Source organism: Belliella aquatica, from assembly GCF_014637795.1.
Taxonomy (GTDB): Bacteria; Bacteroidota; Bacteroidia; order Cytophagales; family Cyclobacteriaceae; genus Belliella; species Belliella aquatica.
This window is the reverse complement of the sequence record NZ_BMFD01000005.1, coordinates 310046-324424: the sequence shown is the minus strand read 5'-3', so window position 1 is coordinate 324424 and position 14379 is coordinate 310046. Positions and strand designations below refer to the sequence as shown.

11 protein-coding genes are annotated in these 14379 nt (G+C 37.2%); 6 read left to right on the top strand and 5 right to left on the bottom strand.

Annotated features, from left to right (window positions below):
• The first annotated feature begins 310 nt into the window (after window positions 1–310).
• Genes uxuA through xylA form a run of 4 tightly spaced genes read left to right on the top strand, consistent with a single transcriptional unit; the run spans window position 311 to window position 7287 of the window.
• Window positions 311–1486 carry a mannonate dehydratase gene (gene uxuA, locus IEV57_RS09740; RefSeq protein ID WP_188442166.1) on the top strand — a complete coding sequence of 392 codons (1176 nt, stop codon included), beginning with the start codon at window positions 311–313 and terminating at the stop codon, window positions 1484–1486.
• Between the two features lie 41 nt (window positions 1487–1527).
• Window positions 1528–4380 carry a glycosyl hydrolase 115 family protein gene (locus IEV57_RS09735; RefSeq protein WP_188442164.1) on the top strand — a complete coding sequence of 951 codons (2853 nt, stop codon included), beginning with the start codon at window positions 1528–1530 and terminating at the stop codon, window positions 4378–4380.
• A gap of 54 nt (window positions 4381–4434) precedes the next feature.
• Window positions 4435–5928: a xylulokinase gene (locus tag IEV57_RS09730; RefSeq protein WP_188442162.1), complete on the top strand. Its 1494-nt coding sequence runs from the start codon at window positions 4435–4437 to the stop codon at window positions 5926–5928.
• A gap of 45 nt (window positions 5929–5973) precedes the next feature.
• Entirely contained in the window at window positions 5974–7287 is a 1314-nt protein-coding gene (xylA, locus tag IEV57_RS09725; protein ID WP_188442160.1) for a xylose isomerase, read from the top strand.
• A gap of 136 nt (window positions 7288–7423) precedes the next feature.
• On the opposite strand, the gene IEV57_RS09720 is transcribed toward xylA, so the two are convergent.
• Complete coding sequence (locus IEV57_RS09720) at window positions 7424–8524, bottom strand: glycoside hydrolase family 43 protein (RefSeq protein WP_188442158.1); 1101 nt, start codon at window positions 8522–8524, stop codon at window positions 7424–7426.
• Window positions 8525–8908: 384 nt separating this feature from the next.
• Between IEV57_RS09720 and IEV57_RS09715 the strand changes: the two genes are divergently transcribed.
• A complete protein-coding gene (locus tag IEV57_RS09715; protein ID WP_229744311.1) occupies window positions 8909–9559 on the top strand; it encodes a carboxypeptidase-like regulatory domain-containing protein in 651 nt (216 codons plus the stop codon).
• A gap of 296 nt (window positions 9560–9855) precedes the next feature.
• Here the strand turns inward: IEV57_RS09715 and IEV57_RS09710 are convergent, their stop codons facing one another.
• From IEV57_RS09710 to IEV57_RS09700, 3 genes are all read right to left on the bottom strand, one after another.
• Window positions 9856–10284: a DUF1801 domain-containing protein gene (locus tag IEV57_RS09710; RefSeq protein WP_188442154.1), complete on the bottom strand. Its 429-nt coding sequence runs from the start codon at window positions 10282–10284 to the stop codon at window positions 9856–9858.
• 116 nt (window positions 10285–10400) lie between these two features.
• Entirely contained in the window at window positions 10401–10973 is a 573-nt protein-coding gene (locus IEV57_RS09705; protein WP_188442152.1) for a pentapeptide repeat-containing protein, read from the bottom strand.
• Window positions 10974–10992: 19 nt separating this feature from the next.
• Window positions 10993–11838 (bottom strand): SDR family oxidoreductase, encoded by an 846-nt coding sequence (locus tag IEV57_RS09700; protein ID WP_188442150.1) that lies wholly within the window; start codon window positions 11836–11838, stop codon window positions 10993–10995.
• A 162-nt stretch (window positions 11839–12000) separates the two neighbouring features.
• Between IEV57_RS09700 and IEV57_RS09695 the strand changes: the two genes are divergently transcribed.
• Window positions 12001–13083, top strand: coding sequence for a BamA/TamA family outer membrane protein (locus IEV57_RS09695; RefSeq protein ID WP_188442148.1), 1083 nt, complete (start codon window positions 12001–12003; stop codon window positions 13081–13083).
• Between the two features lie 12 nt (window positions 13084–13095).
• Here IEV57_RS09695 and IEV57_RS09690 read toward each other — a convergent pair whose 3' ends face one another.
• Window positions 13096–14325 (bottom strand): DUF4236 domain-containing protein, encoded by a 1230-nt coding sequence (locus tag IEV57_RS09690; RefSeq protein WP_188442146.1) that lies wholly within the window; start codon window positions 14323–14325, stop codon window positions 13096–13098.
• Between the last annotated feature and the right edge of the window lie 54 nt (window positions 14326–14379).

Sequence of the window (14379 nt, the reverse complement as noted above, 5' to 3'; positions counted from 1 at the left end):
AAAAGAGTTTTTGGTGAGTTTGTAAAGAATAACTTCAGTTAAAAGCGAAAAGCATGTCATTTCTTTGGATTTAACTTTGGTGCAAACTGTGAATTGAATTTTGATTTGCATTTGTTATACATAGTTCAATAAATATTAGGGTTTATTATTCATTACCGGAGTTCCTTCTGGGAACTTCCGGTTTTATTTATGTCCAAAAAATATAAACTCTTCACGTTTACTTTTTCAAGTTCGGTGAATGGATTTTTGGTCAGTTTAATGTAGAATAAGTTTCAAGAAATCAAATTCTTAATCTAAGCGAATATATTGAATGAGAAATAATCTAATTCAAACTTGGCGTTGGTATGGACCAAATGATCCTGTTAGTCTACAGGATATCCGACAAGCTGGTGCTGCTGGTGTGGTTTCAGCACTTCACCATGTGCCTCACGGTGAGATTTGGGAATTAGATGAGATTTTAGAAAGAAAAAGGATTATTGAATCCGCTGGTTTACAGTGGTCAGTAGTAGAATCAGTTCCTGTTCATGAAGTAATCAAAACAAATAGTGCTGAGGCCCCGAAATTTTTAGAAAACTATAAAACGACTCTTAAGAATCTGGCTTCTGCAGGATTAAAAACAATCTGTTATAATTTCATGCCTGTGTTAGATTGGACGAGAACCGATCTAAATTTCACTTTACCAAATGGAGCTAAAGCTTTATATCTTGATTGGGCTGATTTGGCCTATTTTGATATTTATATGCTCAAAAGAGAAGGAGCAGAAGCAGATTACTCCAAACAGGTGATTTCGATTTTGAACAAAAGATTGGATACTTACACTCCTGAAAAAGTAGCTGCTTTAAATGAAATAATCTGCATGGGCGTTCCCACAGAAGGAAGTGTGAGTTTGGAGCAGCTTCATGAAAGCTTGGCTATTTATAAGGTCATTGGAAAGGACGGGTTAAGAAAAAACCTTGCTTTATTTTTAGAAGCTATTGCTGAAGTTTGTGAATCCAATGATTTAAAAATGACGATCCATCCAGATGATCCGCCTTTTCCGATTTTGGGATTACCCAGAATTGCTTCGAATCACGAAGATCTCAAATGGATCATGAATGCTGTAAATCGATCTTTCAATGGCATTTGTTTTTGCACCGGTTCTCTAGGAGCAGGTGCATTCAATGATATTCCAAAAATTCTTCATGATTTAGGCGATCGCGTTTATTTTGCCCATTTGAGAAATGTCAAAAAAGATCAATTTGGGAATTTTTATGAATCGGATCACCTCGACGGAGATGTCGATATGTTTGCTGTCATGAGGGAATTGGTAAAAATCAATAACCAAAGAGATTTGCCGATCCCGTTTAGACCAGACCATGGTCATCAAATGCTGGATGATTTACATAAAGTGACAAATCCGGGGTATTCAGCCATCGGAAGACTCAAAGGGCTAGCGGAATTAAGAGGTTTGGAAATGGGGATATTACGATCAATGCTACATGGATAAACTTAATAACACCTAAACCCAATAAACCTAAAACCTAACCAATGAACCAGCATTTTAAAAGCATATTAATTTTTCTCCTCGTCACTTTTACGTGGAGTTCAATTTATGCGCAATCAAATATCCCTCAATTTGTATCTACACATTTCTCCTTAAACAGCTTTCCGCTGGTAAATGGAACTGCTACGCCAATTATCTTCGATGGAACTGACGAAGGGATACTTTTGGCAGTTGAAAATTTACAAAAGGATATTCAAGCTGTTTCTGGAAAAAACGCTGTTCTGAAAAAGGGGATAGAAGGGGAAAATACTGTTTTGATCATTGGACAGTTGGGTGAAAGTGTATTGATTGATGAATTGGTGAAAAATGGAAGAATCGAAATTTCTCCTATAGCTAACAAATGGGAAACATTTCAAATTCAAACTATACAAAATCCTTTTCCAGGAATTGATCAAGCTTTGGTAATCGTCGGAAGTGATAAAAGAGGAACGATTTTCGGCATTTATGAGCTTTCAAAGCAAATCGGGGTTTCTCCTTGGAATTGGTGGGCAGATGTTCCCGTAAAGGAAAAGTCTGCTATTTTTATTCATCATGGGATTTATTCCAAAGGAACACCAGCAGTAAAATTCAGAGGGATTTTTATCAATGACGAGGCACCTGCTTTGTCGAGTTGGACACAAGAAAAATTTGGTGGTTTTAACCATAAATTTTACGGTCACGTTTTCGAGTTGATTTTAAGGTTGCAAGGTAATTATCTGTGGCCAGCCATGTGGGGTCGCGCTTTTTATGATGATGATCCTTTGAATGGGCCTTTGGCTGACAAATATGGGATTGTGATTGGTACTTCACATCACGAACCTTTGATGCGGGCACATGCTGAATGGTCAAAATACGGTGAAGGAGATTGGAATTACCAGACAAACAAGGAGGTCTTGCGGGATTTTTGGAAAACCGGCATGGAAAGGCAAGGGAACATGGAAGCTACTGTTTCACTTGGTATGAGAGGTGATGGTGATGAGCCGATGAGTGAGGAAAATAATATAGCATTGCTAGAAGAAATTGTTGCGGATCAACGAAAAATCATAGAAGAAGTAACAGGGAAACCAGCTTCAGTGACGCCTCAATTTTGGGCATTGTATAAAGAAGTTCAAGAGTACTATGATAAAGGAATGCGGGTTCCTGATGATGTCACACTGCTTTTATGTGATGACAACTGGGGTAATGTTCGCAAACTTCCTGCTATTGGAGCAAAGGACCGAAAAGGTGGTTATGGGATGTATTATCACTTTGATTATGTAGGTGGTCCGAGAAATTACAAGTGGATCAATACGAATCCATTGCCAAAAATCTGGGAACAGATGAACCGAACCTATCAACATGGAGTAGAGGAGCTTTGGGTAGTCAATGTCGGAGATATCAAGCCAATGGAGATACCAATTTCTTTTTTCTTGGATTTTGCATGGAATCCGGATGCGATGCCTTCCACTTCGATTTCGCAGTACACCGAGGATTGGGTAGAAAATCAATTCGGATCAGAGTATGCATCAGAGATTGCTCAGCTTGTTTCAGGATTTGGGAAATTGAGTGGGAGAAGAAAGCCGGAACTATTGAATCAAAAAACTTATAGCATTCATTTTTATAATGAAATGTCTTCTGTTTCGGAAGAGTGGAATGAACTTGAAGAATTGAGTGATTTTGTAAAATCAAAACTTGCCAGTAAATATCATGATGCCTTTTACCAATTGGTAGAACATCCAATCAAAGCATCTGCAAATCTTCACAGACTTTACGAAAGTACGGCTTTGAATGAATTGTATCATGCGCAAGGCCGAAATCTAACGAATAAGAAAGCTGACGAAGTCAAAACTTATTTTGAAAATGATTCTTTGATCTCAGCTTTTTATAATAATTCACTTGCCGATGGAAAATGGTCACACATGATGGATCAGACCCATATTGGTTATACAAGTTGGCAAGAACCACGTACGAATGTAATTCCAAAGGTAGAATACTTAGAAGTGCCGGAGAGAGGATCTCTAGGTGTTTCAATTTCGGAAAGCACAGCATTTTTCCCGGAAAGTAAATCACTCAAATCAGTGACTTTATCTCCTTTTGACAATCAAAAAGTGAAGTTGGAGCTATTCAACAGAGGGAATTCCTTTATTGATTTCAAAATCAACAATAAGTCAAAATGGTTAAAAACCAGCCTAGAATCAGGAGAAATAGAAACACAGGTTAATGTTGTGCTTGAAGTTGATTGGTCAATCGCTCCTAAGGGGAAATCTACTGCTGAATTTGAAATAAGAAGTGGAAAAGATAGGGTAAGTGTGGAAGTTCCGATTCATAATTATGAAATTGAGGAATCATTTAGAGGATTCGTGCCTTCATTCGGAGTGCTTGCAATGGAAGCGGATCACTTTTCTTCTAAACACGAAGAGAATCCAGTTAGATGGCAGGTTGTAGAGGACTTGGGTAAAACTGGCAACTCAATTATGGCTACTCCGGAAATTGCTTTTACGGAATCAGATACGATACAGGGCAGTTATTTGACTTATGATGTTTGGTTTGAAGAAGCTGGGGAATATGAAGTGAATATTTTAACTGGCCCTACTTTAAACTATTTGAATGCTGAGAAGGGAATTCAATACGGACTTGCAGCCAATGAAGGTGAACCGATTTTGGTATCGATCCATGAAAACGAAAGACAAAGAAGATGGGATACTTGGGTTTCGAACTCTATAAATGTGACGAAAAGAAAACTGAATTTTCAAAAAGGACATAATCAGTTCAAATTGTATATGGTCAATCCAGGAGTAGTTTTCCAGAAAATAATCATTGACGCTGGAGGTTTGCAAGAAAGTAATCTTGGACCAAAAGAGAGTTTCTTTAAGTATTAAGAGAATTAAAATAAAGTTGTTGCCATTGGTAAAAACTAGATTAAATAACATAAAATGAGAAAGTTATTAATTGGATATGATATAGGGAGTTCTTCGGTAAAGGCAACATTACTCGATGCAGATACTGGTAAAGCTGTTGCGTCAGAAGGTCTTCCAAAGGTAGAAATGCCTATTCATGCACCTCAGAAAGATTGGGCTGAGCAAGATCCGCAGATGTGGTGGAAATACATTGTTGAAACCACGCAATCAATCGTCAAATCTGCCAATGTTCAAAAAGGTGAAATCAAAGCCATCGGTATTTCCTATCAAATGCATGGCCTTGTTCTCGTCGATCAAAATCAAAACGTGATCAGGCCTTCGATTATTTGGTGTGACAGTAGAGCTGTGAACTATGGAAATTCAGCTTTTGAAGCCTTGGGATCAGATTATTGCCTTCCTCATTTGTTGAATTCACCTGGTAATTTCACTGCTTCCAAATTGAAATGGGTGAAGGAAAACGAACCAGAAAATTATTCAAAAATCCACAAAATCATGCTTCCGGGAGATTATATAGCCATGAAGCTTTCAGGTGAAATTCTTACTTCTGAGTCAGGATTATCTGAAGGGATTTTTTGGGATTTCAAGGAAAATGGACTTGCGCAGAATCTTTTGGAACATTATGGAATTGACAAAGAACTTCTGCCTGAGGCAGTTCCTTCTTTCTCGATTCAAGGAAAAGTAAATGCAGCGAGTGCAGAGATCTTGGGAATTGAAGCAGGTATTCCGATTACTTACCGCGCGGGAGATCAACCAAATAATGCATTTTCACTCAATGTGCTCAAAGACGGCGAACTCGCAACGACAGCAGGAACTTCTGGAACCGTTTATGGCGTAGCAAACAAGCCGCTTTACGATCCTCAATCTCGTGTCAACACCTTTGTCCATGTGAATCATACAAAGGAAAATCCAAGCTACGGTGTGCTACTTTGCATCAACGGAACAGGGATTTTGAATTCTTGGGTGAAGAAATTAATGGGTGGTGATAATATTTCTTACCCTCAGATGAATGCATTAGCTGCGGAAGTTCCGATTGGAGCAGAGGGCTTGAGCTTTATACCATTTGGAAATGGCGTAGAGCGAATCATGGAAAACAAGCATATTGGAGCTCATTTGAATGGATTGAACTTGCTGAATCATAATCATAGACATGTGCTTCGTGCGACGCAAGAAGGAATTGTTTCCTCTTTGACTTATGGCTTTAGCATCATGAAAACGATGGAACTGAATCTCAATACCGTAAAAGCAGGTCATGCGAATATGTTTTTGAGTCCATTATTCAGAGAAGCATTTGTCAATATGAATGAAGTAGCTCTTGAACTTTATGATACAGATGGTTCGCAAGGTGCTGCACGAGGTGCTGGAATTGGAGCAGGTATTTTTGAAATGGAGGATGCATTTGTTGGATTGGAAAAACTTGCTTCGTTAGAACCAGAAAAAGAAAAAATTCAAAACTATAAAGAAGTCTATTCTAATTGGCTTGAAGCTTTAAATGGCGTTAGAAAATCATAATCTTAAATCAAAAAAATACTTTCAATAAATTAAACCTACAATACAATGTCAAAAACTTATTTCCCAAATATTGATAAAATCAAGTTTGAAGGCAGGGAATCAAATAATCCTTTTGCTTTCAAATTCTATGATGAAAATAGAGTTGTCGCAGGAAAATCCATGAAGGAGCATTTCAAATTTGCGATTGCTTACTGGCATTCATTCTGTGGTACGGGTGGAGATCCATTTGGACCTGGAACAATCGTTCATCCTTGGGATGCTAGCGATGATGCTGTTCAAAGAGCCAAAGATAAAATGGATGCTGCATTTGAATTTTTCGTGAAAATCGGAGCGCCATATTATTGTTTCCATGATATTGATCTGATTGATGAAGGTGATTCTATCGAGGAATACGAAGAGCGCATGAAAATCATCACTGATTATGCATTGGAAAAGCAAAAAGAAACTGGAGTAAAGTTACTTTGGGGAACTGCAAATGTGTTTTCTAATCCAAGATATATGAATGGTGCCTCTACCAATCCTGATTTTGATGTTTTGGCTTGGGCAGGTACACAAGTGAAAAATGCAATCGATGCCACTATCAAACTTGGCGGTGAGAATTATGTATTTTGGGGTGGTAGAGAAGGGTATATGTCCTTATTGAATACGGACATGAAGCGTGAAACATCCCATTTGGCTCAATTCCTTACCATGGCTAGAGATTATGCAAGATCTAAGGGTTTCAAAGGAAATTTCCTAATAGAGCCTAAGCCAATGGAGCCAACAAAACATCAGTATGATTACGATGCTGCTACTGTAGTTGGTTTCTTGAGACAACATGGGTTGGATAAAGATTTCAAATTGAATTTGGAAGTGAATCACGCAACTTTGGCGGGACATACTTTTCAGCATGAATTGCAAGTAGCAGTTGATTCAGGAATGTTGGGAAGTGTTGATGCCAACAGAGGAGATTATCAAAATGGCTGGGATACAGATCAGTTTGCGATCAATCTTCAAGAGCTTACCGAGTCAATGCTTGTCATCCTTGAAGGAGGCGGAATCGATGGAGGAGGAGTGAATTTTGATGCGAAAATCAGAAGAAACTCAACTGATATGGAAGATCTTTTCCATGCACACATTGGTAGTATGGATGCTTTCGCAAGGTCATTGATCATTGCAGACGAAATCTTGCAGAAATCTGACTACAAGTCTTTGAGAAAAGAAAGATATGCTTCATTTGATGCCGGTAAAGGAAGTGATTTTGAGCAAGGAAAGCTGAAACTTGAGGATTTGAGAAACTATGCCTTGTCAGTTGGTGAACCGAAAAAGACAAGTGGTAAACAAGAACGCTTTGAAAATATCTTGAATCAGTTTATCTAAGCTGACTAGAAATTAATCATCAAAAAGCCCTTTCAAAGTGATTGAAAGGGCTTTTATTTTGTTGAAGCGTTGACTATTTAACTAACAAATTTTTGCAACGCGATTGATTTGCCGCCATGATTGATGGATAATTATCCTATTTCAAAATTGGCTCGATGGTATTAATTGACCCATCTGCATTGTGAGTCAATTCTGTCATTTTTAAATTTCTCAAATGCGTTTCCCCAGAGATTTCTGTGTCATGGTAGAAAATGTACCATTTTTCATCCACCTGAACGATTGAATGATGATTTGTCCATCCTTGGACAGGCTTCAAAATCACACCTTGATAGGTAAATGGACCATAAGGAGAATCTCCAATCCCATAAGCGATATTATGTGTGTCTCCGGTGGAATAAGAGAAGTAATATTTGTCATTATGCTTGTGAACCCAAGCTGCTTCAAAGAATCTTCTCTCATGATCACCAGCTAAAATTGGTGAGCCATCTTGATCTAAAATTTTTATTTGTCTAGGCTCTTCTCCAAATTCTAACATATCACCACTGAGTTTGGCCACCATTGGGCTGATTGCAGGCTCGTCATCAGCAGGTTCATCATCATAAGGCGAATCTCCCGTAGACAAATACTCACCAGTTCTCCATTTCTGCAGTTGACCTCCCCAGATTCCTCCCCAATAAATAAAGTAATCATTGCCATCTTGAAACACTGCAGGATCAATACTATATGAACCTTTCATTGGTTCAGGTTGTGCTGTGAAAGGTCCTGTTGGGCTATCACTTACTGCTACTCCCAAATGAAAAATATCATCATAATCTTTCGCAGGGAAGTATAAATAATATTTCCCATCTTTTTGAGCGGCATCGGGTGCCCACATTTGTCTTTTTGCCCAGGGAACATCATCCACATCTAACGCAACACCATGATCTACAGGCTCAGAATCGATAGTTTCCATGCTGAAAACATGATAATCTCTCATGTTAAAATGGGCTCCTGAATCGTCCTCCTCAACTACTGACTCCACATCATGGGAAGGGTAGATGTAAATTTTTCCATCGAAAACATGTGCAGAAGGATCAGCTGTATATATATGGCTGATCAATGGTGGGGATAAGAAGGTGCTTTTTTCTTCTTCTACAATCACAGTTTCTTCTGCGCTTTCTTGTTTTCCACAAGAGGAAAACAACAAGAGAGAAGCAGTTGACATCGCGATCAAACTTCTTGTTGATTTTAGGTTCATAGGTAGATTGATTTTAAGTATATTTTATTAAAAATCTAAAATATGATAAATGAAATCGGTTTCAAAATTAAAAATGATAATAATTAAGGTAATTATTAAGGATTTTACTTTATTGTCTGCTGAATTAATAAAAGTCAATTCTAGATCAGTTAAAATTCATAATGCATAGATTTATTTGTTCAATTTTCAAAACTGATACAGTTGAATTAAGATGTAAAAATCAAATTTCAGGTTTTAGAAAAATTTACTTCTATTCTAAATTTTAAACAATCTTAAATCACTTAAATTTTTCTTATAAAAGGTTAAAAAAGCAGGTTTGATCAGCCAAAAGATGCAATAGGCGGGTAAAATTTCTGCAAATTGTTTTAAAATTTAGAGAACGACATGCTTCAATTTTTATGGATTTCTATGATGATAATCAGCCCAAATCAGGAGGTGACTTGGAAAGCGAGGGTTATTGATGCTGAAACTGGATTGCCTGTCGAGGGCGTGCATATATTTTATCAAAGAGATCAGTCGGTGAGTGATAGCCAAGGTTTTTTTCTTTTAGCCCTAGAGGAGAATGTGACTGTTAAGATCAGTCATATTGGTTACGAAGTACTCGATCTTGAATTGAACATCGAAAATCTTCCTACCAAAGTTTTTATTTATCCTAAGGAAAGTAATTTAGATTTGATAGAGGTAAGGCCACTACCCTCTGAGGCTGAATTCAAGAGAAGAATTCTTTCTACCCCGGTTTACAGGAGTCAATCTGAGGTGAGTATTATGAAAAGTAAGGCTTTAATGATGTCGGTGTACAAATATATCCCAAGTGCTGGGAAAGGAGGATTTGCTCAATTTCTTGAAAGGGCTATTCCAAACGGGGCTGGAGGAGCGATGTTTTTTAATTCAAGTGGGGGAGGGCTTCTTCAAGTTTTTCGGGAATTGAAGCAGGATTACAAAATTCCAGAAAGTCCTAGTTTTACTGAAGTTGACTCAGCAAAAGTGGATCAACTCTATAAGTCAAAGTCTCCCTTAAACCGAAAAAACAATTGATTAATTATGTAATCATTGTCTATCTAAAAAAATTGAAAAAGTTGAAAACGTTTCCGCCTATTTTCTGAACTTACTTTGATTTTAGGTTAAATTTTTAAAAATATTATATGTATATCCGCTTTTGCACCAGTAGCCATTGATAATATTGTATGAAGTTAATCTCAATCAGCTGTGGTCAGTTGACTGTGGAATGTTGTCGATTATTCGCATAATTATGAGTGAAATATTCACATACTGGTGTCATTGCGGATAATCATAAAATATCAACGCCATATATTTTTGAGAGAGCTATTCTTTTAGATTTTTCCATATTTATTTTGTAGAAAATCTACGGTAGAAAGTATAATTTCTTCCAATACTTTTTGATCTATATCAGAGAGTTTTTTGACATATATACAGCCCTTTCCCATTTTGAATTTACCTAGCTTTTCGATTAATTGATCTTGACCTGCTCCACTTGAATAGACATAAAGTGATATGGCTGTCTTTCTGGGAGAAAAACCAACTAATGGCCAATCACCTTTTTGTGTGCTCCTTTCTGATTTGTAATGATACTTTCCAAAACCAATGATAGAGTCTCCCCACATTTTTGGTTTGTAGCTAGTGATTTTTTCAAATAATTCTAAAAGCAATAAACTGTCAGCAATCTTTTGCTCTGAATTTGCAAATTCATGGATAAAATCCTTAACATTTGCGTCGTTTTGTTGGGTTTTAAGCTCTGCCATGGTGTTGGGTTTATTTTGTATTAGATTTTAATTTATGATCAATTTTTTATTTAAAAGCATGAACACGCTATGTTTTAGAATTTTGGTTTTCAGTTTCCCTAAATTTGATTTATTTCCTATTCAACCACAATATCATACTTCCCCAAAAGACCAGGTAAGCCATTTGTTGAAAAGCGTGCCTTTTTGAGTTTGTTGTTTTCAGGGTCAATACTAAAATTGTATGCAGTAGTAAAATCAGCCTTTTCGAGAATACTATTTTCGAATATTGCATGACCTAGATCACAATTTTCAAAAGTAGTGGCAGAAAGATCAGCTGATCCAAAATCAACATGCTGCAAATTACAATTGCTGAATATAGTCTTTTTGATTTTCAACTTGTAAAAAGAGGAGCTTGCCAATTGGCAGTTTTCAAATGAAAAATCAAGTCCTAGGGACTCACAGCTGTCAAACCTGACCCCCAATATTTTACATCCTGAGAATTTAACTTCGATAAAAGCTGTTTTTTCTGTTTTTGCAAGAGCCAAGTTGCAGTTGATAAATTCACAGTCTAAAAATCTAAAATGGGATAGATTAGTAGATGAAAAATCACAGTTGAGAAACTGGCAACCATCATACTCACCTTTTAATAAAAGTTTGTCTTTGAAGTCAACATTGCTGAATTTCTGATCTTGGAAGTAGGAATTAGACATCGTTTCTTATCTAAATAAATCAAACTCCTGAGTAAGCTGTAAATCCTCCATCTACAGGTACTATTATTCCAGTTACAAAGGCAGACTTGGGGTCCAAAAGCCAAAGTAGCGTAGAATTCAAATCTTCTGGTTTACCAAATCTTCCCATAGGGGTATTTTGAATGATTTGCTCTCCTCTTGATGTCAATGACCCATCAGGATTGGTTAACAAAGCGCTGTTTTGATCAGCCAAAAAGAATCCTGGAGCAATCGCATTGACACGTATACCCATCTGAGAAAAGTGTACGGCAAGCCACTCCGTGAAATTGGAAATAGCTGCTTTTGCACTACCATAAGAAGCTACTTTTGTCAGTGGCTTTATCGCAGCAACTGATGAAATATTTACAATCGAGCAATCAGTCCTTCCTATCATTTCTTTTGCAAAAACTTGAGTAGGTAGTAATGTGCCGAGCATATTCAAGTCAAAAATGTACTTGAATCCTGCAACATCTAAGTCAAAAAATGTTTTGAGTGAATTATTGCCCAAATCTTCTTCTTCCATCATTGATTTTGTAGTGATTCTATCAGGATGATTTCCACCTGCACCATTTATCAAAAAATCACAAATTCCAAGCTTAGTATTGATTTCTACATTTGCTAGTTCCAGTTCTTCTTTGTTGAGTACATCCGCTTTTATTCCGATCGCTAATGTCCCCATTGTTCTCAATTCAGAGGCAAAAGCTTGTGCTTTTTCAAGGTTTCTTCCAAGAATTGCAATCTTGACACCTTGTTCAGCTAATGCTCTAGCCATGGCTTGGCATAGGACGCCATATCCACCCGTGATGACTGCTACTTTTCCTGAAAGACTTGATTGCTTTTGATCCATATTGTTGAGTTTTATAGTGCAATTTGGGAAATATTATGAAGGCTTGCCAAATAATTAGAATTTAAAATTTATAGTCAAAGTATTGATTACAACATATAGTGTAACAGGCTCAACGTGATTAAATAGGAATCCTAATAATATCCAAAATCCGTACATTGCATCATGATGAAGAGAGGTGTCTGTTTTATTTTGATTTTTTTATCCGCTTTGATGGTATCTGCACAAAGGGATTCTGTCGCTGTGAAGCCTGTTATTTCTGTGCTTCCCTTAGTTTATTATACACCTGAGACTTCTTGGTCTTTTGGTGCAGGGGCAGTTGGAAACTTTAAGATGGGGAATCCTCTCGCTGAAACCTACGAAAGTCAAGTGGCGGTAGGTGGAGCATATACCTTGCTGAATCAGTTTTTGGTTTACGGCAGTTGGAGGATTTTTACGGAGGAGAACAAACAGCTTTTTGCAGGTGAAATTGGTTGGTATCGCTATGTGTATTTTTTCTATGGAATAGGACCGAATGTTCAGGAAAGTGATCGCGAGCAATTTGATGCAACTTTTCCGAGATTGAGATTTGATTATTTGAGAAAATTAAGCTCTAATCTGTATCTCGGATTTCGCTATCATTTTGATGATTTTGACATCACTTCGATTGAGGAAAATGGAATTTTGGACAATCAAAATATCAGAGGAAATGAAGGTGGAAGACTTAGTGGTTTAGGTCCAATGATCTATTATGATTCTCGTGATAGCCAACTTTACCCAACAAAAGGAATTTTTGCAGAAGCGAGTTTTCAAACTTATAACAAATCAATCGGTAGCGAATTTCAGTTTAGTCGCTGGCAAGTAGATTTTCGAAGTGTACATTCTATTAGTCCCAAGTCGGTGTTTGTATGGAATGCTTATGGAGAGTTTTTGTCAGGGCAGCCGCCATTTTTTGGCTTGCCTTTGGTAGGAGGTAATCGACTTTTGAGAGGATTATTTGAGGGGAAATTCAGAGATGAGCAGCTTACTCTACTTCAAGCAGAATATAGATGGAAGTTCTTACCACGCTGGGGTGCAGTGGCTTTTACAGGTGTTGGTAATGTCTTTACTAAGGAAAATCCTTTTCAGATCAATCAAAGTAAGTTTACTTATGGAGTAGGAGGTAGGTTTCAGTTGAGCAAAAAAGAAAAGCTCAACCTTAGGTTAGATATCGCAAGATCACCTTATGAAGATTTGAGAATTTACTTGACTTTTGGAGAGGCTTTTTAGATTTTTAGTAATTTATGCTTCTATGATTTTGTTCAGAATGGCAGCAAACTTGAAAAGATTTGGGCAGGTAATGACTAGAGGAGATTTTCTGTTTTGAAGAAAAATTTCAATGACTCCATTTTCAGAAGAAAGGTAAATATCTTCTACTTGTCGGATTGGGTAGGTTCTGGTATTTCTACCTTCTTCAATGCTGATAGATTTATCTGTAAGACGAATGATACCCTGAATGTCTAGTTTGTACCCCATGTTTTTATAGCGTATTTTATTTTGTTGCCAACTGTCGAGTACTCTTAGATGAAGCAGTCTGCCCTCTGATTCAAAGTATAATTCTTCATCTGAGTTGAATGACTTTTCAGAAACTATGGGAGTTAAAGGTTCAAATTGGATTTCGCGTAGCCGCTTAAACTGAGCTATCAGTTTTTTCTCTTCTTGAATCACCGGAGGTGCAATTTCCCATTTTGATTCTATCTCAGAAATTAGTTTTTCCTCTTCCTCGGTTAGCTGATGGTCTGCCAATACCTCTTCCACAATGTCTTTATAAATAAGGATAACGAGGTTTTTGAATTTAGTTTTATCAAGGTTGAGGACACTTTGGATTTGATTTATGGGTGTGATTTGACCTGATTCAATTTGACTTTCGAGCCAAGATTGGATACAATGCAGGGCAAGCGTAGGTTTTGCCTTTTCCGGAATGCCTGTAGTAAGTAAGTCCCAGTTATTTTTATTTTGCTCCGAAGGGTTTAAGGCTAGCAGCTTTTCAAGTGATTGTTCGATTTGAACTACTTTTTGGTTCGCTCTTCTATTCCATAAAATCAAAGCAGCACCGAGCAACCCTATTCCAATTTTAAATTCAATAGCTTGAGTGAAAAGTGCGACAATAATCAGTGCTATTCCTAAAAATAGTGTTGCTTTGCCCACTTTAGTGGTTAGTGTAGGTAGGATAAATTCTGGTTTTTGAATACTCTGAGGAAGATAAGTGAGTCCTGTATCTGTGAAAATCTCTTTATCATCCAATTTCCAATTCCCTTGATTTGTATTGCTGCTATTTCCTCTTGAGGTGTTTATGGAACCAAGGTTTTTTCTGTAATATAAACCATGCCGACCTCCATGAACGTAGCTTTGACCACGGGAATTAATTCCAATTCTTGCGCCAGTAACGCCAGCAGATAAGCCAAGCCCGCTTTTAGAAAGATTGATTCTTATGGGACCGAAATTGAAACCTTTTCTAAGATAAAAAGCCATGGTTATACTTGTGTTACTGAATTGAAATACTTCAAAAAATAATTTTTTTTACAG